This window comes from Streptomyces sp. NPDC021224, assembly GCF_044332905.1.
Taxonomy (GTDB): Bacteria; Actinomycetota; Actinomycetes; order Streptomycetales; family Streptomycetaceae; genus Actinacidiphila.
The window spans coordinates 635,176-659,496 of sequence record NZ_JBIRPW010000003.1 but is presented as its reverse complement, the minus strand read 5'-3'; the positions used below and the strand labels follow the sequence as shown (position 1 = coordinate 659,496).

The 24,321-nt window shown below is 73.0% G+C and carries 23 protein-coding genes and 1 tRNA gene; 7 read left to right on the top strand and 17 right to left on the bottom strand.

The window, feature by feature from the left end; genetic code table 11:
• Positions 1–68: 68 nt before the first annotated feature.
• The 11 genes from ACH4PY_RS11355 to ACH4PY_RS11305 all read right to left on the bottom strand — a co-directional run bounded on the left by ACH4PY_RS11355 (position 69) and on the right by ACH4PY_RS11305 (position 12,078).
• Positions 69–1,139 (bottom strand): polyprenyl synthetase family protein, encoded by a 1,071-nt coding sequence (locus ACH4PY_RS11355; RefSeq protein WP_398179061.1) that lies wholly within the window; start codon positions 1,137–1,139, stop codon positions 69–71.
• On the bottom strand, positions 1,136–2,545 hold the full coding sequence (gene hpnE / locus ACH4PY_RS11350) for a hydroxysqualene dehydroxylase HpnE (RefSeq protein WP_398179058.1): 1,410 nt from the start codon (positions 2,543–2,545) through the stop codon (positions 1,136–1,138). The genes ACH4PY_RS11355 and hpnE overlap by 4 nt, the downstream gene beginning before the upstream one ends.
• A 196-nt stretch (positions 2,546–2,741) precedes the next feature.
• Positions 2,742–3,689 (bottom strand): presqualene diphosphate synthase HpnD, encoded by a 948-nt coding sequence (hpnD, locus tag ACH4PY_RS11345; RefSeq protein WP_398179055.1) that lies wholly within the window; start codon positions 3,687–3,689, stop codon positions 2,742–2,744.
• Positions 3,686–4,609 (bottom strand): squalene synthase HpnC, encoded by a 924-nt coding sequence (gene hpnC / locus ACH4PY_RS11340; protein WP_398179357.1) that lies wholly within the window; start codon positions 4,607–4,609, stop codon positions 3,686–3,688. The genes hpnD and hpnC overlap by 4 nt, the downstream gene beginning before the upstream one ends.
• A gap of 302 nt (positions 4,610–4,911) precedes the next feature.
• The gene (locus tag ACH4PY_RS11335; RefSeq protein WP_398179052.1) at positions 4,912–5,724 is read right to left on the bottom strand and encodes an ABC transporter ATP-binding protein; all 813 of its coding nucleotides are present in this window, start codon (positions 5,722–5,724) and stop codon (positions 4,912–4,914) included.
• Positions 5,711–6,640, bottom strand: coding sequence for an ABC transporter permease (locus ACH4PY_RS11330; RefSeq protein ID WP_398179049.1), 930 nt, complete (start codon positions 6,638–6,640; stop codon positions 5,711–5,713). Before ACH4PY_RS11330 ends, ACH4PY_RS11335 begins: the two co-directional genes overlap by 14 nt.
• An 80-nt stretch (positions 6,641–6,720) precedes the next feature.
• On the bottom strand, positions 6,721–7,605 hold the full coding sequence (locus ACH4PY_RS11325; RefSeq protein ID WP_398179046.1) for a glycosyltransferase family 2 protein: 885 nt from the start codon (positions 7,603–7,605) through the stop codon (positions 6,721–6,723).
• A gap of 16 nt (positions 7,606–7,621) precedes the next feature.
• Positions 7,622–8,401 carry a CDP-alcohol phosphatidyltransferase family protein gene (locus ACH4PY_RS11320; protein WP_398179043.1) on the bottom strand — a complete coding sequence of 260 codons (780 nt, stop codon included), beginning with the start codon at positions 8,399–8,401 and terminating at the stop codon, positions 7,622–7,624.
• Positions 8,379–9,440 carry an iron-containing alcohol dehydrogenase family protein gene (locus ACH4PY_RS11315; protein WP_398179039.1) on the bottom strand — a complete coding sequence of 354 codons (1,062 nt, stop codon included), beginning with the start codon at positions 9,438–9,440 and terminating at the stop codon, positions 8,379–8,381. The genes ACH4PY_RS11320 and ACH4PY_RS11315 overlap by 23 nt, the downstream gene beginning before the upstream one ends.
• A complete protein-coding gene (locus ACH4PY_RS11310) occupies positions 9,428–10,180 on the bottom strand; it encodes a sugar phosphate nucleotidyltransferase (RefSeq protein ID WP_398179036.1) in 753 nt (250 codons plus the stop codon). Before ACH4PY_RS11310 ends, ACH4PY_RS11315 begins: the two co-directional genes overlap by 13 nt.
• Positions 10,177–12,078, bottom strand: a complete 1,902-nt coding sequence (locus ACH4PY_RS11305) for a DUF5941 domain-containing protein (RefSeq protein WP_398179354.1) — start codon at positions 12,076–12,078, stop codon at positions 10,177–10,179. The genes ACH4PY_RS11310 and ACH4PY_RS11305 overlap by 4 nt, the downstream gene beginning before the upstream one ends.
• Positions 12,079–12,560: 482 nt before the next feature.
• On the opposite strand from ACH4PY_RS11305, the gene ACH4PY_RS11300 reads away from it, so the two are divergent.
• Positions 12,561–13,577 carry a cation diffusion facilitator family transporter gene (locus tag ACH4PY_RS11300; protein ID WP_398179033.1) on the top strand — a complete coding sequence of 339 codons (1,017 nt, stop codon included), beginning with the start codon at positions 12,561–12,563 and terminating at the stop codon, positions 13,575–13,577.
• Positions 13,578–13,771: 194 nt separating this feature from the next.
• A complete protein-coding gene (idi, locus tag ACH4PY_RS11295; RefSeq protein WP_398179030.1) occupies positions 13,772–14,374 on the top strand; it encodes an isopentenyl-diphosphate Delta-isomerase in 603 nt (200 codons plus the stop codon).
• A gap of 54 nt (positions 14,375–14,428) precedes the next feature.
• Here the strand turns inward: idi and ACH4PY_RS11290 are convergent, their stop codons facing one another.
• The 3 genes from ACH4PY_RS11290 to ACH4PY_RS11280 form a co-directional block, all read right to left on the bottom strand.
• The gene (locus ACH4PY_RS11290) at positions 14,429–14,899 is read right to left on the bottom strand and encodes an ATP-binding protein (protein ID WP_398179027.1); all 471 of its coding nucleotides are present in this window, start codon (positions 14,897–14,899) and stop codon (positions 14,429–14,431) included.
• 312 nt (positions 14,900–15,211) lie between these two features.
• On the bottom strand, positions 15,212–16,099 hold the full coding sequence (locus tag ACH4PY_RS11285) for a DMT family transporter (RefSeq protein ID WP_398179024.1): 888 nt from the start codon (positions 16,097–16,099) through the stop codon (positions 15,212–15,214).
• Between the two features lie 49 nt (positions 16,100–16,148).
• Positions 16,149–16,988, bottom strand: coding sequence for a TrmB family transcriptional regulator (locus ACH4PY_RS11280; RefSeq protein ID WP_398179021.1), 840 nt, complete (start codon positions 16,986–16,988; stop codon positions 16,149–16,151).
• Positions 16,989–17,388: 400 nt separating this feature from the next.
• Here ACH4PY_RS11280 and ACH4PY_RS11275 point away from each other — a divergent pair, with 400 nt between their 5' ends.
• On the top strand, positions 17,389–19,332 hold the full coding sequence (locus ACH4PY_RS11275; protein WP_398179351.1) for a putative Ig domain-containing protein: 1,944 nt from the start codon (positions 17,389–17,391) through the stop codon (positions 19,330–19,332).
• 105 nt (positions 19,333–19,437) lie between these two features.
• Here the strand turns inward: ACH4PY_RS11275 and ACH4PY_RS11270 are convergent, their stop codons facing one another.
• Entirely contained in the window at positions 19,438–19,890 is a 453-nt protein-coding gene (locus tag ACH4PY_RS11270) for a hypothetical protein (protein WP_398179018.1), read from the bottom strand.
• Positions 19,891–19,992: 102 nt separating this feature from the next.
• Positions 19,993–21,627, bottom strand: a complete 1,635-nt coding sequence (locus tag ACH4PY_RS11265; RefSeq protein ID WP_398179015.1) for an ABC-F family ATP-binding cassette domain-containing protein — start codon at positions 21,625–21,627, stop codon at positions 19,993–19,995.
• A gap of 114 nt (positions 21,628–21,741) precedes the next feature.
• Between ACH4PY_RS11265 and ACH4PY_RS11260 the strand changes: the two genes are divergently transcribed.
• Positions 21,742–22,065 (top strand): DUF6343 family protein, encoded by a 324-nt coding sequence (locus tag ACH4PY_RS11260; protein ID WP_398179012.1) that lies wholly within the window; start codon positions 21,742–21,744, stop codon positions 22,063–22,065.
• Between the two features lie 85 nt (positions 22,066–22,150).
• On the opposite strand, the gene ACH4PY_RS11255 is transcribed toward ACH4PY_RS11260, so the two are convergent.
• Positions 22,151–22,224, bottom strand: a tRNA-Met gene (locus ACH4PY_RS11255).
• Positions 22,225–22,388: 164 nt separating this feature from the next.
• Between ACH4PY_RS11255 and ACH4PY_RS11250 the strand changes: the two genes are divergently transcribed.
• The 3 genes from ACH4PY_RS11250 (at position 22,389) to ACH4PY_RS11240 (ending at position 24,257) form a co-directional block, all read left to right on the top strand.
• Positions 22,389–22,754 carry a hypothetical protein gene (locus tag ACH4PY_RS11250; protein ID WP_398179009.1) on the top strand — a complete coding sequence of 122 codons (366 nt, stop codon included), beginning with the start codon at positions 22,389–22,391 and terminating at the stop codon, positions 22,752–22,754.
• Positions 22,755–22,791: 37 nt separating this feature from the next.
• The gene (locus tag ACH4PY_RS11245) at positions 22,792–23,313 is read left to right on the top strand and encodes a MarR family winged helix-turn-helix transcriptional regulator (RefSeq protein ID WP_398179005.1); all 522 of its coding nucleotides are present in this window, start codon (positions 22,792–22,794) and stop codon (positions 23,311–23,313) included.
• Positions 23,314–23,429: 116 nt separating this feature from the next.
• Positions 23,430–24,257, top strand: coding sequence for an SDR family NAD(P)-dependent oxidoreductase (locus ACH4PY_RS11240; RefSeq protein ID WP_398179002.1), 828 nt, complete (start codon positions 23,430–23,432; stop codon positions 24,255–24,257).
• Positions 24,258–24,321 lie beyond the last annotated feature (64 nt).

The window sequence follows — 24,321 nt, the reverse complement described above, 5'->3', positions numbered from 1 at the left end:
TGTTGGGGCGGCCGTCGGCCGTCACATGCGAGGGACCGGCGACGTCAGCGCTCCACGTTGGTGCTTCTTTACTTCTCGCGGACCACCACAAAATCCGCAAGACCCACAAGTTTACGGTTGATCTCTTCCGGCATGTCCATTTTGTCCAGTGCGGCGATGGCAGTCGCATACTGCCTCCGGGCCTCTTCCGAGGTCCATTCGCGCCCACCGGCCTCTTCGATCAACGCCGCACGCAGGGCGAACTCTTCCTCGCTGAAGGCACCGGTTTCAGGATTCTTCGCATCCGCCGCCAGCAGTTCACCCAGCCGCTCCGACGCGGGGCCGCCTGCGGCCAGCGCGGCGACCACGGGCAGCGACTTCTTGCGCTGCCGCAGATCGCTCCAGGTCTGCTTGCCGGTGCTCGCCGGGTCGCCCCAGATGCCCAGCAGGTCGTCGATCGCCTGGAAGGCCAGACCGAGGTGGTAGCCGTACTCCTCCAGCGCGTCGGCGTCCGCCTCGGAGGCGCCGCCGAGCACCGCGCCGATGGACGAGGCGCAGGCCAGCAGCGCGCCGGTCTTCTTGCCCTCCATGTCGAGGCACTCCTGGACGCTGACGCGCTCACGGTGCTCGAAGGAGATGTCCTCGGCCTGACCGTCGATCAGCCGCCGGGTGGCGGTGGTCAGCCGGCGGGTGGCACGGCCGGCCTCCGCGGTGCCCTGCTCCAGCAGGATCTCGTTGGCGAGCGCGAAGAGCGCGTCGCCGACCAGGATCGCCTGGGCCGGGCCGTGCACCTTCCACACCGTGTCGCGGTGCCGGCGCTGCTCGTCACCGTCCATCAGGTCGTCGTGCAGCAGGGAGAAGTTGTGCACCAGCTCCGTCGCGACCGCGCCGGGGATGCCGACCTCCGCGGGCGCGCCCGCGGCCTGCGCCGACAGCAGGGCCAGCGCGGGGCGCACGGCCTTGCCGCCGTCCCCCTCCGCGGGCCGGCCGGTCTGGTCGATCCAGCCGAAGTGGTAGGACGCGACGGTGTCCATCGGCGGTGCGAGGCGTGCGACTGCCGCGCGCAGCACTGGTGTGGTCAGGGTGCGGCCGTCTTCCAGTAGCGCGATGACGCCGGCAGCGGTCACGATTTCTCCTCGGGTTGCACCAATAGCACTCATGCCGCCTCCAGGACGCCGTTGTCAACGGGCAGGCCGAGGGCGGACAACGCTTCTGCGGAGGCGTGCAGCCCGCTGCGCACCGCGCCCTCCATGGTCGCGGGCCAGCCCGTCGCGGTCCACGCCCCGGCCAGGTAGAGGCCGGGGGCGCGGGTGACGGGACCGGGCCGCAGCGCGCCCACCCCGGGGGTGGGCGCGAAGGTCGCGGTGCGCTCGCGGGTCACGAAGACCTCCCGCACCGCGGCGCCGCGGGCGTCGGGCAGGACGCGTTCGAGTTCGGGTAGGTAGCGGTCGCGCAACTGGGCGACCGGCAGGTCGATCTCGTCCTCGACGGCCGACTGCGAGACGGCCACGTACTGCCCGCCGCCGGTGAGGCCCGAGCTCTCCGTGCGGTCGAAGACCCACTGGACGGGGCTGCCGAGAGCCGCGACGAACGGCTCGTGGAGCACCTTCCTGTCGTAGATCACATGGACATTCAGGATGGGCGCGGTACCGATCTGCAACAGCTTTTCCGGATGCTGGACGGCGCCCTCCGGCAGCAGGCCGTGCGCCTCGCGCTGCGGCACCGCCAGCACCACCGTGTCGGCCGGCAGCGCGGCGCCGCGGCCCGGACCCGTCTCCAGCTCCACCTGCCAGCCGCCGCCCTCGGCGGGGCGCAGGGCGGTGGCGCGGGTGCGCAGCATCGTGACGACACCGGCCTTGTCCAGCGCGGTGCGGCCGCGGCCGTCGTGCAGGTCGCCGAGCGGCGCCTTGGCCCAGCCGATGTCGGACGCGCCCGGCTCGGTCAGCAGGCCGGTCTTGAACACCATCGCGGCCAGCGCCAGCGAGGAGTGCGCGGCCGTCGCGTTGAGCGTGGCGACGCCGACCAGGTCCCACAGCGCCTCGATGGTGCGGGCGGACTGGCCGCGCTCGGCGAGCCAGCTGCCGAAGTCGACCTCGTCCAGCGCCGGGTCGGCCAGGTCCAGGCCGCGCAGCGCCAGGGCGGCGCGGCCGACCGAGGCGCGCTCGCGCAGCGACAGGTGCGGGTAGCGGGCCAGGCTCGCCGCCAGGTGCAGCGGCACCGGCAGGCCGGCCCGGCTGAGCCGCCCGGTGCGGCCGTTCGCCGCGTCGTACACCGGTACGTCGAGCCGGTCCTGAAGGTGCACCAGGTCGCGGGCGTCGATCCGGTCGAGGAACCACTGGTAGGCGGTGCAGCAGCGCAGGAAGACGTGCTGGCCGTTGTCCACCGTCAGATCGCCGCGCTTGAAGGAGAAGGCGAGGCCGCCCAGCCGGGGCCGGGCCTCGGTGAGGGTGACGGACACCCCGGCGTCGGCCAGCCGCAGCGCCGCGGTGACGCCCGCGAGCCCGCCGCCGACGACGACGGCCGTGCGGCCGGGTGCCTGCTCCGGCATGCCGTGTGGCGCGGTCATTCACCCTCCCCTCGTGCCTGGTGTCCGACCCGGTCTCTGACCTGGTCTTCCGCCGTGCGCCGCGGGCTGCGGCACACCGTCGCGGGAGGGGACGCGAAGGAGCGGTGGCAGGTTGCCTGGCGTCGTACGGGCGCCGGGTGGTGATGTTCCGTCTGCTGTGCCGCGTGCCGTGGACCCGCGCATCCGCGGGTGGGTCTCATCTGTCACCCCGGGGGGCGCGGGAGGCGACCAGGCGCGCGTCCAGGCCCGCGAGGCCGCGGACGGCGACGTAGGCCTTCTCCCGGCCGGGCAGCGACACCCGGCCGCGCAGTACGGCGTCGGGGTCGGCGGCGATCCGCTCCAGCAGCCGGCGGTAGATGCCCGCCATGGCCGCCACGCAGGCGCCACTGCGGCGGTCGAGCATGGGGAGCAGCCGGTAGCCGGTGGCGAAGAGCGCGCGGGCGCGGCGCACCTCGAATTCCACCAGGCCGGCGAAATCGGATCCGGCCGGCGGGACGTCACTGTGGAAACCGGCGGCGCAGCCGAATTTCGCCAGATCCTGGGCAGGCAGATAGGTCCGTCCGTTGCCCGCGTCCTCGCGGACGTCGCGCAGGATGTTGGTGAGTTGCAGGGCGAGGCCGAGCGTGTCGGCGTATTCGGCGGCACGCACATGATCGTGCCCATTTACGGTGCCGAACACGCCCAGCGACAGCCGTCCGATGGCACCTGCCACACAACGGCAGTAAACGGCCAGGTCGTCCCAGGTCTCGTAGGACTCACCCCGGACGTCCATCAGAACGCCGTCGATGAGTTCGTCCAGCCCTTCGAGCGGAAGGGGGAATACCCGTGCCGCGTCGGCGAGGGCGACGGCGACCGGATCGGTGTCGTCCTCCCGGACCTCGCCGCCGCGCACCCGGGTGAGCAGGTCGCGGGTGGACTCCAGGCGTTCGATTTTCTCGGCGGGTGCGAGATCGCCGTCGCCGATGTCGTCGACCCGCCGCGAGAAGGCGTAGAGAGCCGACATGGCCTGCCGCTTTGCGGCGGGCAGCAGCCGGATGCCATAGGCGAAGTTACGGGCCTCGTGGCCGGTCACGGCCTCACAGTACCTGTATGCAGCAAGTACCGGACCGGACGTGTGGGCGGAACCGCTCACGGTCCTGCTCACCCCTCTCTTCGCAATGTCGACCCCACTTCGCGCAGCAGGCCGCTCTTGGTGGCTTTGGGCGAACCCGCAAGCACGTCGTATCCGGCCCGCTCGACCGATTTCAGCGCCGCGCGCCCGCCGCCGACGAATCCCGCGAGCAACAGCCGAAGCCTGCCACGGACGCTACCCACGAGGGGAGCACCTTCATACAACAGCTCGCGGGCGCGTTCGGCCTCGAACGCGACCAGTGCCTTGACCTGCGGACCGGCCTGCGGCTGTGCGAGGTCGGCCTCGTCCACCGCGTAGCGTTTCATGTCCTCCGCAGGCAGATACACCCGGTCCCGGGCGAGATCCTCCGCGACGTCCTGGATATGCTCGACGATTTGCAGTGCGGTGCACACGGCGTCGGAGCGCCGCACCCTTTCCGGCGTCGAGGTGCCGGTGATGGACAGCACGAGGCGGCCCACCGGATTGGCGGACAGCTCGCAGTAGGCGAGCAGGTCCGCGTAGGTCGCGTAGCGCGCGACGCTCTGGTCCTGGCGGTTGGCCGCGATCAGGCCCAGGAAGGGCTCGGGTGTCAGGGCGTGCTTGCGCACGGTCGGACGCAGCGCCCGCAGCAGCGGGTGCGACGGCTCGCCGGGGCCGTCGAAGACCCGCCCCAGGTCGGCCTCGAAGGCGTCCAGCATGGCGATGCGGTCGCCGGCCGCCTCGGGCTCCAGGCCCAGCAGGACGGCGTCGGGGCGGCCGCCATCGGCGAGGTCGCCGTCACCGATGTCGTCCACCAGCCGGGCGAACCCGTAGACCGCCGTGAGGTCCTGGCGCCAGGCGCGCGGCAGGAAGACCGGGGCCACGGGGAAGTTCTCGCGCGCGGCCTTGTCCAGAACGGCCCGCGACGTGTCGGCCGCGGTCACCGCGGGCTGCCCGGCAGACAGGCGGGACAGGTGCCCCGGAGCAGGATGGTCCCATTCGTCATGGCCGCCACATCCCCCGTTCTACACCGCCCGGACGAATCTTCCCATTTCGGACACGCCGCCGCGCCGGGCGTCCGGCACCCGGTTTCGATCTTGAAAGGGCTCCCCAGCACCGGTACAGCTTACGTCGGGCAACGCTCAGGCGTACGCCGGGGGCGCCCCGAGCGGCGCGGGACCGCGGCGCACGCCCGCGGCGGCACAGCACGCACCCCCCGCCGGGGGATCCGGCGGGGGGTGGAAGCGGCGGCGGGCCGCCCGTGGGCACGCGGGGGCTACTTGCCGGTGTGCGCCTCGTAGGCCTCGAGGACCTCCTCGGTGGGGCCGTCCATCAGCAGCTCGCCCTTCTCCAGCCACACCACGCGGTCGCAGGTGTCGCGGATGGCGCCGTTGCTGTGGCTGACCAGGAAGACCGTGCCGGCCTCCTTGCGCAGCTCGCGGATCCGGGCCTCGGACCGGCGCTGGAACTGCCGGTCACCGGTGGCCAGCGCCTCGTCGATGAGCAGCACGTCGTGGTTCTTGGCCGCGGCGATCGAGAAGCGCAGCCGGGCCCCCATGCCGGAGGAGTAGGTGCGCATCGGCAGCGAGATGAAGTCGCCCTTGTCGTTGATCCCGGAGAAGTCCACGATGCCCTTGTAGCGGCTGCGGATCTCCTCCGGCGTCATACCCATCGCCAGGCCGCCGAGCAGCACGTTCTTCTCGCCGGTCAGATCGCCCATGAGGGCCGCGTTGACGCCGAGCAGCGACGGCTGGCCGTCGGTGTAGATCTTGCCGCTCTCCGGCGGCAGCAGGCCCGCGATGGAGCGCAGCAGGGTGGACTTGCCCGAGCCGTTGGACCCGATGATGCCGATCGCCTCGCCGCGGTAGGCGGTGAAGGTCACGCCCTTGACGGCGTGCACCCGGCGCACGTTCGGGTTGCCCCCGCGGCGCAGCACCAGCCGGGCGAGCGCGGTCGCCGCGTTGCCCTTGCCGGTACCGGCGCCGTACACCTTGTAGACGATGTGGACGTCGTCCACGATGACAGTCGGGATACGGGCCTGCGCCGTGCGCTTTTCCTGCGCGACGGGCTGCGGTTCAGCCACGGCCATACTGCTCCTCCGCCTTCCAGAAGTAGATGTAGCCGCCGAGTCCCGCCAGTACGGCCCATCCGACCGCCGACATCCACACGTGCGGCGGGAGCTGCGCGGAGGTGAAGCTGTCGATCAGTGCGAACCGCGCGAGGTCGATGTAGACCGCCACCGGGTTGATGTCGAGCAGGACCTTGACGTAGTGCGGGGCGTGCGCCGTCAGGTTGTCGATGCTGTACATGACACCCGAGGTGTACATCCAGGTGCGCAGGATGAACGGCATCAGCTGCGCCAGGTCGGTCATCTTACTGCCGAGCCGGGCCATGACCATGGCCAGGCCGGTGTTGAAGATCCACTGGGTGAGCAGCGCGGGGATCAGGATCAGCCACTTGGCGTTCGGCGTCTCACCGGTCATGAGGACGATGGCGACCAGCACGAACATCGACATCATGAGCTGCTGGAGCTGCATCAGCGTGAACGCGATCGGCATGGACGCGCGCGGGAAGTGCAGCGCCCGGATGAGGCCGATGTTGCCCGCGACCGACCGCACACCGGCCATCACGGACGTCTGCGTGAAGGTGTAGATGAAGATACCGGTGACGAGGAAGGCGATGAAGTTGTCGATGCCCTTCCTGGTCCCGATCAGCACGCCGAAGATCAGGTAGTAGACGGCCGCGTTCAGCAGCGGCGTCATGACCTGCCAGAGCTGGCCGAGGCGGGCCTGCGTGTACTGCGCGGCCGTGCGGGCCTTGGCGAACTCGTTGATGAAATGTCGGCGGCCCCACAGCTGCCGGGTGTATTCCGCCAGCCCCGGACGGGCACCGCTGACGGTCAGCCCGTACTTTGCGGCGAGCTGGGAGGGACTGAGGCCGTCATCGGCCGTGGGCGCCGGTGGCGCTCCGACGGCGACCGCACCATTGTGCGTTGTCTCGCTCACAGTTGACACTTTCGTCCTCAATGTGCGCGCCGGGTGCAGGGGGTCCCGGGCTGCGCCTGATGCTCTCAGGTCCGAGCTTGTCAGATGATCGGCGGTCGGCCCAGTCGGGTCAACCGCCAGACCGTCCGCCACTTCATCGGCCGCCGCGCGCCGGCGGACGTCGCCCAGCCCTCACGGAAGCCGCCGAGCCACGCGCGCAGTGCCGCACCGGACGGCCGCCGCAGCAGCGTCAGGGCGAACCACACGCCGAGATAGACGGGGACCAGCAGCCACGGCAGGTTCCGCCGGGCCAGCCACACCCGGTTGCGGGCCACCATGCGGTGGTAGACCGCGTGCCGGGCCGGCGAGGTCGCCGGATGGTGCAGTACGAGGTCGGAACGGTAGTCGATCATCCAGCCGGCGTCGAGTGCGCGCCAGGCCAGGTCCGTCTCCTCGTGCGCGTAGAAGAACTCGGCCGGAAGCAGCCCGACCTCTCCCAGCACCGCGGTGCGGACCGCGTTCGCGCCGCCCAGGAAGGTCGTCACGCGCGAGCTGCGCATGGGGTCGGACGCGCGCAGCCTGGGCACGTGGCGGCGCTGGGTGACCCCGGTGTCCGGGTCGGCGATCCGGAAGCTGATGATGCCGAGCCGCGGGTCGGCGGCGAACGCGGCGCGTACCAGTTCCGCGGTGTCGTCGCCGGGCAGCAGCCCGTCGTCGTCCAGGAAGAGCAGCACGTCGACCTCGCTGCCGCCGGGACCGAACAGCTCGATGCCGACGTTGCGGCCGCCGGGGATGCCCAGGTTCTCCGGCAGTTCCACGGAGCGCACACCGGACGGCAGCGGCGGCAGCGGGGCGCCGTTGCCGACCACCGCGACCTCGATCGCGGGCCCCTGCTGCTTGGCCACCGAGTCCAGCAGCGCCTGGAGCTCGACCGGCCGGTTGCCCATCGTCAGGACGACCGCGCCGACCGTGAGCGGCTCGCTCATGCCCGCCATGCCCGCCTCACTTCAGCCTGCTGGAGACGAGGACCGATACGAGATGCAGCAGGGTCTGCAAAAGAGCGATTCCGGCCAGAACCGCGACGCCGAGCCGGGTGAAGAACAGGTCGCCGCGGATCTGGTCGACGACCGCCAGCACCAGGATCAGCAGCGAGGCCTCGATGCCCAGGATCAGCCGGTGGAACATCAGCGCCGAGGCGGCCCGGCGGGCGAGCGCGACACCGGACGAGCGCGGCTCGGACGCGGCCTCCTTGACCGGCGGCAGCCCGCCCTGGTGCCGGGCGACGCCGACCAGGTCGGTCTCGGCCTTGATCAGGACGGCGCCGAGCGCGGCGAGGGTGCCCAGGAAGGCCCACAGCCAGTCGATCCGGCCGTCGCCGAACAGGTCGGCGGCCCGCAGCCCGAAGCCGACCAGCACGGCCGCGTCGGTGAGGTAGGCACCGACCCGGTCGAGGTAGACACCACTGAGCGAGTACTGCTTCTTCCAGCGGGCGATCTCGCCGTCCACGCAGTCGAGCAGCAGGTACATCTGCACCATCAGCACGCCGAGGACGGCTCCGGTGATCCCGGGCACCAGCAGGGCCGGGGCGGCGAGCACGCCGAAGACGGTCATCAGGTACGTCAGCTGGTTGGGTGTGACGGAGGTCGGCACCAGGTGCCGGTCTATGCGCAGGGAGACCTCGCGCATGTAGAGCCGCCCGGCCCAGTGCTCGCCGCTGCGCCGGTCCTTCACACCCGGGGGGTGCACGACCGGTCGCAGTTCAGCTACTGATGGTTTTGGCATAGTCGGCGTACGCGTCCCTGATCTCGGTGGCGGACAGGTCGAGGTGTTCCAGGATCGTGAAGCGGCCGGGGCGGGTCTGCGGGGCGAAGAGCACCGCCTCGGTGAATTCCGCCTCGGTGAAGCCCATCTCCGAAGGCAGCACCGGCAGGCCGTGCCGCCGCAGCGTCTGCGCGATCAGGCCGGAGACCTCGGGCTCGCCGCGCAGGTGCATCGCGAAGGCGGCGCCGAGGCCGACCTGCTCGCCGTGCGCGGCCGCACGGGCGGGGAAGAGCAGGTCGAAGGCGTGGCTGATCTCGTGGCAGGCGCCGGAGGAGGGCCGGGTGTCGCCGCTGATGGACATGGCGATCCCGGAGAGCACCAGGCCCTCGGCGAGGACGCCGAGGAAGTCGTCGTCGCCGATCCCGCCGGGGTGGCGCAGTATGGCCTCGCCCGCGCTGCGGGCCATGGCCGCGGCGAGGCCGTCGATGCGCTCGCCGGTCTCGCGGTGCGACAGCTCCCAGTCGGCGATGGCCGAGAGGTTGGAGATCGCGTCGCCGATTCCGGCGCGCACGTAGCGGGCCGGCGCCTCCCGGATGACGTCCGGGTCGACGACCACCGCGATGGGCGTGGGCACGCCGTACGAGCCGCGGCCGTTGTCGTTGTCCAGGGTGGAGACGGGCGAGCAGATGCCGTCGTGCGACAGGTTGGTGGCCACGGCGACCATCGGCAGGCCGACGCGGGCGGCGGCGTACTTCGTGACGTCGATGATCTTGCCGCCGCCCAGGCCCACGACGGCGTCGTAGCGCTTGCCGCGCATGGCGTCGGCGAGCGTGACGGCCGCGTCGATGGTGCCGCCGGCGACCGGGAACCAGTCGGCGCCGGGCATCTCGGGGGCCAGCGCCTCGCGCAGCCGGGCGCCCGAGCCGTCGCTGACGGCGAAGGCGAGCTTGCCCGAGGTGGAGATCCGCTGGTCGGCCAGCAGCCGCGACAGGTGGGCCAGGGCGCCGGAACGGATGTCGACGACGACCGGCGAGGGGATCAGCCGGGTCAGTACTGGCACGCGATCTCCCGGCCCTTGACGAGGTCGGCGTGGTTGTCGATCTCGACCCACGCCACGTCGCCGATCGGGGCCACGTCCACGGTCAGGCCGCGGTCGACCATCTCCTGGTAGCCGTCCTCGTAGTACAGGTCCGGGTCGCGCTCGAAGGTGGCCTTGAGGGCGTCGGCGAGGTCGGCGGCCGCCTCGGGCTCGATGAGGGTCACCCCGATGTACTCGCCGGTGGCCTCGGCCGGGTCCATGAGCTTGGTGATCCGGCGCACCCCGCGGCCGGGCTCGGCGACGACCTTCATCTCCTCGTCGGCGAGCTGCTTGGCGGTGTCCAGCGCCAGGATCATCCGGCGGCCCTCGCCGCGCGCGGCGAGCAGCGTGCGCTCGACGGAGACGGGGTGGACGGTGTCGCCGTTGGCCAGAATCACACCCTGGTCGAACAGGCCGCGCGCGCACCACAGGGAGTACGCGTTGTTCCACTCCTCGGCCTTGTCGTTGTCGACGAGCGTCAGCTTCAGGCCGTAGGCGGCCTCCAGCGCGGCCTGCCGCGCGTAGACGGCCTCCTTGCGGTAGCCGACGACGATCGCGGCCTCGGTGAGGCCGACCTCGGCGAAGTTGCGCAGCGTGAGGTCGAGCACGGTCAGGCTCTCGGGCGCGTCCTGCGGGCCGACCGGCACCAGGGCCTTGGGCAGGGTGTCGGTGTAGGGGCGCAGGCGCCTGCCTGCGCCGGCTGCCAGCACGAGGCCGATCATGCGGGTTCTCCTGATTCGTCGTGTACGGCCGCGGCGGTCCCCGAGGTCACCCAGAAGCGGATGCTCTCGGACGCGACCAGCAGCGCGATGACGCCGGCGAGCACCGCCAGCGTGGCCGTGAAGCCGGTGTGGTGCGCGGCGACGGCCGCCGTCAGGGCCACGACCAGCGTGCGGCCCTCGTGTCCGCCGGCGGCCAGCACCACGGCCCGCGGCGGCGCTCCGGCGCCCCCGCGTATGCGGTACACCGTGTCGTAGTGATGGTAGGCGACGGCGGCAACCAGGCAGAAAGCGGCGGGCAACGCCCCGTTCACCCCGCAGACGGCGGCGAGCGCCAGCGCGGTGCCGTACTCCCCCGCCCGCAGCAGCGGCGGGACCAGCCAGTCCAGCGCGCCCTTGAGCGGCAGCGCGACGGCCAGGGCCGAGGTCACGACGTAGACCACCGCGGCGAGCACCGGGTACCAGCTGCCGACGGGGGCGAGCGCGGCGGTCGCGGTCACGGCGCCCGCGCCCACCAGCGCGGCGGCCGGGGCGGCGAAGCCGGGCAGCCGGCGGGCGAGCGGGCGCAGCGCGGCCGCCAGGGCCTGCGCGAGCGGGCCGCTGTCGGCCAGGTCGGCGAGCGCGCCAGCGGCGCGGTCGGTGCGGGTGGCCCGCCGGGTGAGCGAGCGCAGGACGCGTCCCGCGGTGGTGTAGCAGGCGGCGAGGGCGCAGCCGACGAGCAGCACCACGAAGGTGATCCGGGGGGTGCTGACCGCGGTCAGCACCGCTATCAGGGCCCAGCGCTCGCCGATCGGCAGCACTATCATCCGGCGCGCCCACACCGTCCAGCCGACGCTGTCCAGCTTGTCGGACAGCGCGGCGGTGGGGCTGGTGTTGGCGGTGGCGTCGTGGTTGGCCTCGTTGAAGGCGAAGTCGACGACGTGCCGGCAGGTCTGCAGCACCATGGCGCCGAGCGCGAGCGCCCACACGTCGTCGCCGCCGCGGGCGGCGCCCAGCGCGAGGCCCGCGTAGTAGGCGTACTCCTTGGCGCGGTCGAAGGTCGCGTCGAGCCAGGCGCCGAGCGTGGAGTACTGGAGCGAGTAGCGGGCGAGCTGGCCGTCGGTGCAGTCCAGCACGAAGGAGGCGATCAGCAGCACGCCGGCGGCGACGAAGCCGCCGCGGGTGCCGGTGGCCGCGCAGGCCGCGGCGATCAGGGCGACCAGCAGCGAGGCGGTCGTCACCTGGTTCGGGGTGAGGCCGCGGCGGGCGCACCAGCGCGCGATGTAGCGCGAGTAGGGGCTGATGCAGTGGGTGGTGAAGAAGCCGTCGCGGGACTTCACGGCGCTGCGCAGCCGCACCGGCTCCTCGTCGACGGCCGCGACGGCGGCGTCCGCGGCCTGTGCGGCGGCGGCGTCCACGGGCACCTGGGCGACCAGGACGCCCAGCTCGGGGCGGTGCACGGACTCGCCCTGGGCCTCCAGCCGGGTGGCGAGCGCGTCGGGCAGCACGTCCGTCGCGTCGCCGCGGCGCGGGGCGGGCAGCGACACGGCGCCCGCCTGCGCCTCGACGGCGACGGCTCCCGCCGCCTCGGTCTGCGGCGCGGTGCCCGGGGTGGTCGCGGGGGTCGCGGCCGCGCCCGGCTGTGCGGCGGAGCGCGGCGCGCCCGCGGCCTGGCCGCCCGGCGCCGGGGCCGCGAGGGCGCGCAGCAGGGCGGGGCGGGCGGCGGGGCGTACGGTCAGGGCGCCGGTCACGGCGGCGGCGTCGAAGCGCGGGTCGGTCAGGGCCAGCCGCAGCGCGTGCCGGTGCCCGCGGAATCGGCGGTCCACCACGGCCACCCGCTCGCCCGCGGCGATCCCGGTGATCCGGGCCGCCACGGCGCCGGACGTGTCCGCCTCGACGACCTGGAACCCCAGCGCCCGCAGGTCGTCGGCCAGCGGCGACGGCGAACCTGCGGCGGGCGGACCGGTGAGAATTGCGGTCGGCAGAGGAACCCACTCCCTGAACGTGTGCGAAGGCCGTGCTCGCGGGCGGTTTGCGGCGGCGCAGCGGACCGCCCGGCACGACGGCCGAGGCTATCGGATGGACGACAAGAGTCGTTCACCGAGTATTGGCCCAAACTTGGCGCGTACGGCGTGATCATCATGCGCGATCGGCGGCGCCCCGACAACCACCCCCACGACTACTGCGTCCGGGTGACCTCGACGGCCTTTCCCGCAGCCCTGCCGCGTGGCACATCATCGCAGGTCACCGCACATGACAACGGTCTCCAGTACCGGCTTGCCCACCAGGGGTGACCGGTGTTGACTGGCCGCCGCGGCCGGAGGTTCGCTGTACCCCGGGCACCTTCCGCGTCGGCCGATTCCAGAACGGCACACGGCAGCGCAAAAGGGAAGGGGACGCGCCGATGGGGGCAGCACACAGCGAGCCCGCCGAGGACACCCGGCACGGCGGGGCCGGCCACGGCCACGGGCACGGGGGTACCCGCGGCCACGGGCACGGGCACGGCGGGCACGGCCACGCGCACGGGCTCGGCACCGCGACCGCCGAGCACCGCGGGCGGCTGCTGGTGGCGCTCTGCATCACCGTGCTGGTGCTGGCCACCGAGGTCGCCGGGAGCCTGATCACCGGGTCGCTCGCGCTGCTCGCCGACGCCGGGCACATGGCCACCGACGCCGCGGGCATCGCGATGGCGCTGCTGGCGGTGCACATCGCCGCCCGCCCGGCGAGCGAGCAGCGCACCTTCGGCTACGCGCGCGCCGAGATCCTGGCCGCGGTGCTCAACGCGGTGCTGCTCTTCGGTGTCGGCGCCTTCATCTTCGCCGAGGGCATCTCCCGGCTGGTGTCCCCGGAGCACTTCGCGGGCGGCGCCACGATCGTGTTCGGCCTGATCGGCCTGGCCGCGAACACCGTCTCGCTGCTGGTCCTGATGGGCGGCCAGCGCGAGAGCCTGAACGTGCGCGGGGCCTTCCTGGAGGTGATGGCCGACGCGCTGGGTTCCTTCGCGGTCGTGGTGGCGGCCGTCGTCTTCCTCACCACCGGCTGGCGCGAGGCGGACGCGGTGGCGTCGCTGCTGATCGGCGTGCTGATCGTGCCGCGCACCTGGCGGCTGCTGCGCGAGGCGGTGGACGTGCTGCTGGAGGCCGCGCCGAGGGACGTGGACATGGCGGCGGTGCGGGACCACATCGAGGCGCTCAAGGGTGTGGAGGGCCTGCACGACCTGCACGCCTGGACCATCACCTCGGGGATGCCGGTGCTGTCGGCGCACGTGGTGGTCAGCCAGGACGTGCTGGAGGAGGTGGGGTACGAGAAGATGCTGCACGACCTCCAGGGCTGCCTCGGCACCCACTTCGACGTCGAGCACTGCACCTTCCAGCTGGAGCCGGCCGGGCACGCCGAGCACGAGGCGCGGCTGTGCCACTGAGGGCGTCGCGCGCCCCCGCGCAGCGCCCCCGTACCACCCCCGCACCACCGTGAGCCGGTGTCACCGGCATATCCCGGCGCATGTCCTGACGTGCGGGTATAGCCGCACCATGGACGGGTCCCGCGGAGTGCGCGATCAGTGGGTGTCCGGGTGAGGCAGACTGAGGACCCGTCGTCGAAACACGAAGGATGGTTATGCCTACCAGCCCTGCCGCCGGCACCCCCGCCACGCCGCCGTCCACGGACGAGGCCGCGGAGCCGATCATGCTGGAACTGGTCGACGAGGACGGTGTGACGATCGGCACAGCCGAGAAGCTGTCGGCGCACACGGCCCCGGGCCGGCTGCACCGTGCCTTCTCGGTCTTCCTCTTCGACGGCGAGGGCCGGATGCTGCTCCAGCGCAGGGCCCTGGGCAAGTACCACTCCCCCGGCGTGTGGTCCAACACCTGCTGCGGGCACCCCTACCCGGGCGAGCCGCCGTTCGTCGCCGCGGCGCGGCGCACCGCCGAGGAGCTGGGGGCCGCGCCGGTGCTGATGCGCGAGGCGGGCACGGTGCGCTACAACCACCCGGACCCGGCGTCGGGCCTGGTGGAGCAGGAGTTCAACCACCTCTTCGTGGGACTGGTGGGCGGCGAGCTGCGGCCGGACCCGGAGGAGATCGACGACACCGCCTTCGTCACGCCCGAGGAGCTGGCCAAGCGGCGGGCGGACGGCACCTTCTCGGCGTGGTTCGGCACGGTGCTGGACGCGGCGCTGCCCGCGGTGCGCGAGGTGACCGGGGGCGGCGCGGGCTGGTAGCCACCCGCGGGTGCCGCCCGGCTCCGGCGGGCGGCGGGCCAGGGGGTCAGGGGGTCAGGGGGCGGGCGGGCACAGGGGCATGGCCGCCCAGATCACCTTGCCGCCGGACGCGGTCTGCGCCACGTCGCAGCTGCCGCCCGCCTCCGAGGTGATCGTCTTGACCAGGAGCAGCCCGCGGCCGCCGGTCCTGGCGTGGTCGGTCTCCAGCGCCTTGGGGCGGTACGGGTGCTGGTCCTCGACCGCGACCCTGATCCAGTCCGGACCGACCGCGACCTCCACGCCCAGCTCGGGCGACAGCACGGCCGCGTGCTTGACGGCGTTGGTGACCAGTTCGGAGACGATCACCAGCAGCCCGTAGAGGATGTCGTCGTCGATCGGCACCCCGAGGTCCGTGACGAGGGTGCGCACCCCGTGCCGTACCTGGGGCACCGAGGCGTCCACGGCGGCGGCGGTGAAGCGCCACACACCTTCGTACGGCCCAGGAGCCGGGACCTGGTCGTGCGCGATCCTCCCGCGGACGTCCATGACCGCACCCACCATCGCCTTCGGTTGTGAGTCCCCGCAGGCGCCGCCGGTCGTCCGGCGGCTTCCGCCCTCATGCCACGAGTGTCGTGAAAACCGCTCCCCACCAGCGCGGGAAACCGTAAGGTCCGCATCTTTGGGCGTTTCGCGACCGCTTTCGACCGCGTGTGCCAGCGGTCTGACGGTTTCCGACCGTCTCGGCGCCGTACCCGACCACCACGCCCGCGGAGCCCCCACCGGGACCGGGCGGTGGTACGGACCGGAACGGGCGGGCCATGTGACGGAGGGGCCGCGTGACGCGGGGGCGGCAGGGCGTCAGCGCAGCCGGGTCGCGCCGACGGGTTCGCGTTCGGCGCTTCCGGCGGGCATCGCGGGGTGCCGCCCGAGCAGCACCACGCCCACCACGATCGCCGCGAGCCCCGCGGCCTCCCAGGCCAGCGCGCCCGTGGTGACCCGCAGCCGGTCGCCGAGGAAGCCCACCCCGCACACGATGCCGGCGATCGGCTGGGCGGCGGTGAGCGACGGCAGCGACATCCGCAGCGGTGCCATCTCGAAGGCGCTCTGCACCAGCAGCATGCCGGTCAGCCCCAGCCCGCCCACCGCGTACGGCTGCCAGGACACCAGGAGCCGGTCGATGCCCTGGTCCTGGACGATCTGGCCGCACACCCGGGTGAGCGAGTCCTGGAGCCCGTAGAGCAGCCCCGCGGCCAGGCCCAGCAGCGCCGCCTCGCCGGACCGGGGCAGCCGGCGGGCCTTGAGAGTGAGCAGCAGGGCGATCCCGGCGACGGTGCCGAAGACCAGCCAGTGCCGCAGCGCACCGGCCTCCGCGCCGCCGCCCCTGGGGCGTCCGGCGACGATGAAGGCGGTGACGCCGAGGGCGAGCAGCGCGACGCCGAGCCAGCCGTTCCAGCCCAGCGGCTGGCCGGACAGCTTGCGGGACAGCGCCATGGCGAAGAGCAGGTTGGTGGCGGTGAGCGGCTCGACCAGCGAGATCTCGCCGTAGCCGAGGGCGATGGCGCCGAGCACCTGGCCGCACACCATGAGCCCGACGCCCAGCAGCCAGTCGGGCATGTGGATCAGGTCGAGCAGCAGCCGGAAGGACAGGAAGTCCGCGAGCGGGGCACGGGCTGCCGCGCGCTGCTGCAGCACGAAACCGAAGCCGAGGCAGCAGGCGGCGCCCAAGCCGAGCAGGAACACGGCCACGCGCTCACTGTAGCTCCGGAGCCCGTGGTCAGGGGCGTACGCGCGCGTGTCAGGAGTGGATGGCTCCGGTGTCGGGGGCGAGAGCGCCGGACGCGGTGCGGGAGGTGCCCCACACGGTGAGGAAGGCCAGCCTCAGGCAGGCGGCCAGTGCGGGGTGCTCGATGTAGAGCGCGGTGGTCGCGCCGGTTCCGGCGACCGGGTCGGGCATGTCGCACAGCACCAGCCGGGCGTCGGCGACGATGAGCTTGAGCGGCAGTTCGTCGGTGAAGCGGCATTCCTCGCCGGCCGCGCCGAAGCGCCGTACGTTCTCCAGCACCTCGGCGTCGTCGAGCGCGTCGCGGGTGTAGATGGCCCGCACCGTGCCGCCGGAGCGGTGCAGCCGGCGGGTGGCGCGGATGCCGGCGGTGTTGGCGGCGGGGGCGACGAAGGGCGGTTTGCAGAAGCTGAGCAGTTCCTCGCGGGCGTGTGCCTGGATGTCGGCGAAGGCCTCCGCGATGGCCTTGGGGTCGCGCAGGATCTCGACGTAGTCCAGCGGAACGGTCTGGTCCCGGCCGTCCGTCCAGACCGGTACGAGCGCGGCGGTCAGCGCGGTGGAGACCCGGTCGAGGCGCTCCAGCTGCTCGCGCTGAAGGGTCATCAGCCGGGCGACGGCCAGCTCCGGGTCGACGGCGGAGAAGGTGGCCACGCGCCCGGGGTGCGCGACGGCGAGCCGCCGCCGGACGAGGGCGTCCAGCACGTCGTAGACCCGCTGCCGGGGTACGTCGGCGGCGCGCGCGACCTCGGCGGCGGTGTAGGACTCACGGCGCACCAGGGCGAGGTAGACCCGCGCCTCGTAGCGCGCGAGACCCAGCGCGACAAGGTCTCCCACGGACTCTTCCTCGGTGTTCATCGGGTCACAACGTATACGTCCCTGATCGTTCGGGGGAGCGGACGGGGCCCCTGTGACCACGGTTTCGAGAGAAAGGCTTTGCCATTACCCGGTGGTCCCTTGGCGCGGGTTTCACTACCTTCAACGTGGCCACCACTGAACGTGGTGGCAGTGAACGGACGTTGACAACTCTCGTCGACGTGATCACCGGTGAACGTGCGCCACACGAATGTCCCGGGCTCTACCGCCTGATGGTTACTTGTCATGACCCTGACAGATTTGACCGTCCCGGCGGACCCTCGGGAGCCGATCCCCCACGGAGGGCAGTTCATTGCAGCTGACAAGTCCCGGCCCGATCAGACGAGCCGTCCGCCGCGCCGCGGTGGCGATCGTCGCCTCGGGCGCGCTGATCACCGGCGGCATGCTCGCCGCCGCGGCCCCGTCGTCCGCGGCCGCCGTACCCACCACCGGGACCGCCGCCACCGGCGCGACCGGCAGCTCGGCGAGCTCGACCACCGCGCATCTGTGTGCCAGAGCGACCACGCCGGACGGTATGTCCTGCCTGGCGCTGGCCCGCACCGACGTCGTGCACCACATGGGCATCAGCCCCGACGCCACGCCGTCCGGCTACGGCCCGACCGACCTGCAGAGCGCCTACGCCCTGCCGTCGTCGGCCGGCTCCGGCGCCACGGTGGCCATCGTCGACGCCCAGGACGACCCCAACGCCGAGGCCGACCTGGCGACCTACCGCAGCCAGTACGGCCTGCCCGCCTGCACCACGGCCAACGGCTGCTTCAAGAAGGTCAACCAGACCGGCGGCACCAGCTACCCGACCGCCGACTCCGGCTGGGCCGGTGAGATCTCGCTCGACCTCGACATGGTCAGCGCGGTCTGCCCGCAGTGCCACATCCTGCTGGTCGAGGCCACCAGCGCGAGCATGGCCAACCTGGGCACCGCGGTGAACGAGGCCGTCTCCCTCGGCGCGAAGTACGTCTCCAACAGCTACGGCGGCGGCGAGTCCTCCTCCGACACCAGCTACGACTCGTCGTACTTCAACCACCCGGGCGTCGCCATCACCGTCAGCTCCGGTGACGAGGGCTACGGCGCGGAGTACCCTGCCGCGTCGAAGTACGTCACCGCCGTCGGCGGCACCGCGCTCAACCGCGCCAGCGGCACCAGCCGCGGCTGGACCGAGTCGGTCTGGAACACCTCCAGCACCGAGGGCACCGGCTCCGGCTGCTCGTCCTACGACGCCAAGCCGACCTGGCAGACCGACTCCGGCTGCTCCAAGCGCACCGTCGCCGACGTCTCCGCCGTCGCCGACCCGGCCACCGGCCTGGCCGTCTACGACAGCTACCAGGCCAGCGGCTGGCAGGTCTACGGCGGCACCAGCGCCTCGTCGCCGATCATCGCCTCGGTCTACGCCCTGGCCGGCACCCCGGCCTCCGGCACCACCCCGGCGTCGTACCCGTACTCCCACACCGGCGCGCTGAACGACGTCACCAGCGGCAGCAACGGCTCGTGCGGCGGCAGCTACCTGTGCACCGCGACGACCGGCTACGACGGCCCGACCGGCCTCGGCACCCCGAACGGCACGTCCGCCTTCACCAACGGCGGCTCCACGGGCGGCAACACCGTGACCGTGACCAGCCCCGGCAGCCAGTCCACCGTCGTGGGCACCGCGGTCAGCCTGCAGATCCACGCCAGCGACTCGGCCTCCGGCCAGAGCCTGACCTACTCCGCCTCCGGCCTGCCCGCGGGCCTGAGCGTCAACTCCTCCACCGGCCTGATCTCCGGCACCCCGACGACGGCCGGCACCTCCTCCGTCACCGTCACCGCCTCGGACTCCACCGGCGCCTCCGGCTCGGCGTCCTTCAGCTGGGCGGTCACCACGTCCGGCGGCGGCGGCACCTGCACCGCGGGCCAGCTGCTCGCCAACCCCGGCTTCGAGAGCGGCAGCACCGGCTGGACCTCGTCCTCCGGCGTCATCGACAGCAGCACCGACGCTCCGGCGCACTCCGGCTCCTACAAGGCCTGGTTCGACGGCTACGGCAGCACCCACACCGACACACTCTCCCAGTCGGTGACCATCCCCGCCAGCTGCTCCACCGCGAACCTGAGCTTCTACCTCTACGTCTCCTCCGACGAGGGCACGAGCACGGCGTACGACAAGTTCACCGTCACCGCCAACGGCACCACGGTGGCCAGCTACAGCAACGTCAACCAGGGCACCGGCTACGTGCAGCACAGCGTCAGCCTCAGCTCCTACGTCGGCAAGACCGTCACCCTGAAGTTCACCGGCGCCGAGGACTCCACCCTGGCGACGTCCTTCCTGCTCGACGACACCGCTCTCAACGCGAGCTGACCCCCGCCTCCTGACGGGACGCCGCACCGCGTGTGCGCGACGGGCCCGGACCGGCCCCCACTGCCGGTCCGGGCCCGTCGCCGTCCACCCACCGCGGGGAGGCGCTCAGCGGACGTCGACGGTCAGGTGCCAGGGCACGATCGACATGCAGCTCACCCGGCCGGGCACGTCCGGGCAGGCCCGCCTCGTGCCGCCCAGCTCGGCGCGGCCGGCGGACACCCCGAGGTAGACCCCGGCGCCGGCCTCCCGCAGCGCGTCGCCGGTCACCGTGCCGGCCTGCGCGGCCGGGCCGTTGCGCACCCGCAGGGTCGATCCGACCTTCAGGCACACGGTGCCGGCGGGCTTGTCCGGGCCGGCGAGGTCCACGAAGGCGTCCCCGCAGTCCCCGGCCGCGCCGCCCGCGGACGTGCCCGCGGAGGTGTCCGCGCCGGTCGGCGCCGGGAGCGTGCGGACCCCGCCGCCCGGATCCGACGCGGAGCCGCAGCCCGCGACCAGCAGAGCCGCCGCCACGAGCACGGCCGGCAGCACGGTCCCGTCCACCCGCAGCCGATGGCGCATCACGATCCCCTCTCGCCGCTCCCGCCACGCCGTGGCGTGTCCGTCGGCGATGGGACGCGGCGCGGTCCGATCGGGTTCCCGCCCGGTCGGCCGGGCGTACGGTCAGCGCTCGGTGATCCGCCCGTCCGCGACCTCGATCCGCCGGGTGGTGTGCACCGCGTGCAGCATCCGCCGGTCGTGCGTGACCAGCAGCAGGGTGCCCTCGTACTCCGCCAGGGCGGCTTCCAGCTGCTCGATCGCGGGCAGGTCCAGATGGTTGGTCGGCTCGTCCAGGACCAGCAGGTTGACCCCGCGGGCCTGGAGCAGGGCCAGCGCCGCCCGGGTGCGCTCGCCGGGCGAGAGGGTGGCCGCCCGGCGCATCACGTGGTCGGCTTTAAGCCCGAACTTCGCCAGCAGGGTGCGGATCTCGGCCGGCTCCATGTCGGGCGCCGGGGCGCGGAAGGCGTCGAGCAGCGGCTCGTCCCCGCGGAAGAGGGCGCGGGCCTGGTCGACCTCGCCGATCCGCACCCCGGGGCCGAGCGCCGCGGTGCCCTCGTCCAGCGGCAGCCGACCGAGCAGCGCGGCGAGCAGGGTGGACTTGCCGGAGCCGTTCGCGCCCGTGATCGCGACCCGGTCGGCCCAGTCGATCCGCAGGTCCACCGGGCCGAGGCGGAAGCCGCCGCGGTGCACGACCGCGCCGTTCAGCGTCGCCACGACCGCGCCGGAGCGCGGGGCGGCGGCGATCGACATCCGCAGCTCCCACTCCTTGCGCGGCTCCTCGACCTTCTCCAGCCGCTCGATCATCCGGTCGGTCTGCCGCGCCTTGGCCGCCTGCTTCTCGCTGCCCTCGACACGCGCCCGGCGGGCGTTCTTGTCGTTGTCCGGGGCCTTGCGCAGCGCGTTGCGGGTGCCCTTGTCCATCCAGCCGCGCTGCATCCGGGCCCGCGCCTCCAGCCCCGCCCTGGTGTCGGCGTACTCCTCGTACTCCTCGCGGGCGTGCCGGCGCGCGGTGGCCCGCTCCTCCAGGTAGGCCTCGTAGCCGCCGCCGTAGACGGCGACCTGCTGCTGCGCGAGGTCCAGCTCGACGACCCGGGTCACCGTGCGGGCCAGGAACTCGCGGTCGTGGCTGACCAGGACCGTACCGGCGCGCAGGCCCGAGACGAACCTCTCCAGCCGCTCCAGGCCGTCCAGGTCCAGGTCGTTGGTCGGCTCGTCCAGCAGGAAGACGTCGTAGCGGCTCAGCAGCAGCGAGGCGAGCCCGGCGCGGGCGGCCTGCCCGCCGGACAGCGCGGTCATCGGCAGGTCGAGGCCGATGCCCAGGCCCAGCGCCCCGACGGCGTCCTCGGCACGCTCGTCGAGGTCGGCGCCGCCGAGGGCGAGCCAGCGCTCCAGGCTCTCGGCGTAGGCGTCGTCGGCGCCCGGCACCTCGTCGACCAGGGCCTGCGTGGCGGCGTCCAGCGCCTGCTGGGCGGCGGTGACGCCGGTCCTGCGGGCGAGGAAGTCGCGGACCGACTCGTCCCTGCGGTCGGGCTCCTGCGGGAGGTGGCCCACGGTGGCGTTCACCGGGCTGAGCCGTACGTCCCCCCGCTCCGGGGCCTCCAGCCCGGCGAGCAGGCGCAGCAGCGTGGACTTGCCGGCGCCGTTGACGCCCACGAGCCCGACGACGTCACCGGGCGCGACGACGAGGTCCAGCCCGTCGAAGAGTCGGCGGGCGCCATGACCGGCGGCGATGTCTTTTGCGACGAGGGTGGCACTCACGGCCCCCCAACCTACCGGCCGACGCGCCGGGACGCGTACGCCATGACCGCCGGGACGCGGGCAGGGGCTTCCGCCGGGCGCCGCGGCGAGGCAGCCTGGAAAGCGGGAGCCGATATGCCGAAGATGCGAAGGACCGGATACGAACCGACGCAGGCACGCAGTCCGCTGCGGCTGCGGTTCGGGCTGGCCGTGTGCGGCCTGGTCTGGGGGATCGGCGCCGCCGTCGGTTTCGCCCTGTTCGACCAGCCCGGGTGGGCCGCCCTCTGCGCGGCGATCGCCGCACTGGCCGCGGTGGACTGCGTGATCGTCGTCCGGCACATGCGGCAGGGGCCGCACTACCAGCCGGGCCGGGACGTACCGCCGTACGAGCCCGTCCACGAGCGGGAGCGGGCGCGCCAGGGCTCCGGGCGGAACGGCGCGCACAGACGGGACGACTGACACCGGGCGGGCAGAGGGGGCCGCTGACACGGCGCGGACACGCGGAAGGGCCCGGTGCCGTGACGGCACCGGGCCCTTCCTTCAGTAGCGGGGACAGGATTTGAACCTGCGACCTCTGGGTTATGAGCCCAGCGAGCTACCGAGCTGCTCCACCCCGCGTCGGTGAACCCAACCTTACGGGGTCGGCACGTCTACGCCAAATCGTTTGCCCGCAGCCGTCCCGCCCACCCCCGCCCGGCCCCGTCCACAGGGCCGTCGCGGGGCCTGCCGGGCGGGCCGCCTGCGGCGATATGCTGGGCGCACCGAACGACGGGGGTCAGGGCATGGGCAACCTGTGGTGGATCATTCCGGTGGTGCTGTTCGGCGGCGGCACCATCGGCGAGCGGATCAAGGACGCGACCGACCGGCGCCACAAACGCAAGCTCGACGTGATCAAGGCCGAGGAGCGCAAGCAGAGCGCGCTGGCGTCGGCGAACCGCCCGCCGGAGCCGATCTGCGGCTGCACCCACCACCTCGCGATGCACGGCAGGGACGACGGCAAGTGCCACGCCGACGTCGAGACGCCCTCCCTGTGGGACGCCGACCGGCAGCCGCTGCAGTTCGAGACCCGCCAGTGCAACTGCCAGCAGTACGTGGGCCCCGAGCCGCTCGGCACCGTCTACGCCCCCGAGATCACCGATCTGCGCTGACCGTCCCGGCGCCCTCTCCCCCTTGTAACCTGGCCGCATGGCCACCTCCCCCGCCCCGACCTCCGGGGCCGCCCCCCGGACCCCGCCGCCGGCGGAGCTGGCCCGGCTCGACGTGGCCCTGTCGGCGGTGGTCCGCTGGAGCGAGAGCAAGTACGTCCGGGCCGAGGTCGCCCGGCGGTCGGGGTGCGACGTCCCGCCGAGCGCGCTGCGGCTGCTGGAGCACTTCGACGTCGCCGGGGCGATGCGGGTGTCCGACATCGCCGACTGCCTGCGGATCGACATATCGACGGTGTCGCTCCAGCTCCGCCCGCTGAGGGCCGACGGGCTCGTGAGCCGCCTGCCCGACCCGGCCGACGCCCGCGCCGGCGTCATCGCCATCACCGCGCACGGCCGCGACGTCCTCGCGCGCGTCCGGGCCGCCCGCTGCGAGCTGCTGGCCGGGGCGTTCACCGGGGCGGCGGCCGACGAGCTGGGCCGGGCGGCCGACACCCTGCTCCGGGTGCAGGAGCACATGCTCGCCGCGGGGGCCGAGGCCGGGTACGGCGGCCCGTCGGTCTGACCGGCCGCGCTCCCCCGCCCCGGCGGCTGTTGCCGGATCACTCCGCGCGATGCTTTGATTGATCAAACCAAATCATCTGACCCCGCGCGGGCCACCGCGCACCCGGAAGGACGGTCATGCCCACCGCAGTCATCACCGGAGGCACCGACGGCATCGGCCGCGCCCTCGCCGACACCTACCTGGCACGCGGCCACGAGGTGCTGATCGTCGGCACGAACCCGGCGAAGGGCGAGGCGTTCCTGGCCGCCGCCGCCCGAAGCGGCGCCGCCGACCGGGCGCGCTTCCTGCGGGCCGACCTGAGCCTGGTCGCGGAGAACCACCGCGTCGTCGACCACGTCACGTCCGCCTACCCGGCGCTCGACCTGCTGGTCCTCGGCGCGCGCTACCACCGCTCCACCCGCGCGGAGACCCCGGACGGCTTCGAGAGCAACTTCGCTCTGTACTACCTCAGCCGCCATCTCCTCAGCCACGGCCTGATCGGCCCCCTCAGCCGCGCCGAGCGGGCCGTCGTCCTCTCCTTCGGCGCCGTGGGCCTGGCCGGACCCGTCCGCTGGGACGACCTCCAGCTGCGCCGCGGCTACCCCGGAGCCGGCGCCCTCGGCCACGGCGGCGCCCTCTGCGACCTGCTGGCCGCGCACTGCGCCGAGGCCTACGCCGACACCGCCGTGCACTACGTCGTGAACCACCCCGGCGTCGTCGCGACGAGCTTCGCCGGTGAGTACGACCCGGCGTCCGCCGCCCATGTCGCGGCGCTCAAGGCGACCGGCAAGCCCGTCTCCGAGGCCGTCGCCCAGGTCCTGCCCTTCCTCACGGCCCCGCCCGCCCGGCTGACCGCCGTCCTGGAGGGCCGCCGCGTCCCCACCGGCACCCCCGCCTTCTCCCCCGCGGCCGCCGCCCGCCTGCACGCGACGACGACCGGGCTCCTCGCGGCGCTGCCGTCCTGAGGTCGCCCGGAAGACGCCTGGGAAACGCCCGGGAAGCGGCCCGGAAAAACAGAAAAACCCCAGA

Bases quoted from the DNA above. Each gene is read 5' to 3' on its own strand.
- ACH4PY_RS11355 (WP_398179061.1), bottom strand. From the start codon at position 1,139: ATGAGTGCTATTGGTGCAACCCGAGGAGAAATCGTGACCGCTGCCGGC.
- hpnE (WP_398179058.1), bottom strand. From the start codon at position 2,545: ATGACCGCGCCACACGGCATGCCGGAGCAGGCACCCGGCCGCACGGCC.
- ACH4PY_RS11335 (WP_398179052.1), bottom strand. From the start codon at position 5,724: ATGGCCGTGGCTGAACCGCAGCCCGTCGCGCAGGAAAAGCGCACGGCG.
- ACH4PY_RS11325 (WP_398179046.1), bottom strand. From the start codon at position 7,605: ATGAGCGAGCCGCTCACGGTCGGCGCGGTCGTCCTGACGATGGGCAAC.
- ACH4PY_RS11320 (WP_398179043.1), bottom strand. From the start codon at position 8,401: ATGCCAAAACCATCAGTAGCTGAACTGCGACCGGTCGTGCACCCCCCG.
- ACH4PY_RS11310 (WP_398179036.1), bottom strand. From the start codon at position 10,180: ATGATCGGCCTCGTGCTGGCAGCCGGCGCAGGCAGGCGCCTGCGCCCC.
- ACH4PY_RS11300 (WP_398179033.1), top strand. From the start codon at position 12,561: ATGGGGGCAGCACACAGCGAGCCCGCCGAGGACACCCGGCACGGCGGG.
- idi (WP_398179030.1), top strand. From the start codon at position 13,772: ATGCCTACCAGCCCTGCCGCCGGCACCCCCGCCACGCCGCCGTCCACG.
- ACH4PY_RS11290 (WP_398179027.1), bottom strand. From the start codon at position 14,899: ATGGACGTCCGCGGGAGGATCGCGCACGACCAGGTCCCGGCTCCTGGG.
- ACH4PY_RS11280 (WP_398179021.1), bottom strand. From the start codon at position 16,988: ATGAACACCGAGGAAGAGTCCGTGGGAGACCTTGTCGCGCTGGGTCTC.
- ACH4PY_RS11275 (WP_398179351.1), top strand. From the start codon at position 17,389: ATGCTCGCCGCCGCGGCCCCGTCGTCCGCGGCCGCCGTACCCACCACC.
- ACH4PY_RS11270 (WP_398179018.1), bottom strand. From the start codon at position 19,890: ATGCGCCATCGGCTGCGGGTGGACGGGACCGTGCTGCCGGCCGTGCTC.
- ACH4PY_RS11260 (WP_398179012.1), top strand. From the start codon at position 21,742: ATGCCGAAGATGCGAAGGACCGGATACGAACCGACGCAGGCACGCAGT.
- ACH4PY_RS11250 (WP_398179009.1), top strand. From the start codon at position 22,389: ATGGGCAACCTGTGGTGGATCATTCCGGTGGTGCTGTTCGGCGGCGGC.
- ACH4PY_RS11245 (WP_398179005.1), top strand. From the start codon at position 22,792: ATGGCCACCTCCCCCGCCCCGACCTCCGGGGCCGCCCCCCGGACCCCG.
- ACH4PY_RS11240 (WP_398179002.1), top strand. From the start codon at position 23,430: ATGCCCACCGCAGTCATCACCGGAGGCACCGACGGCATCGGCCGCGCC.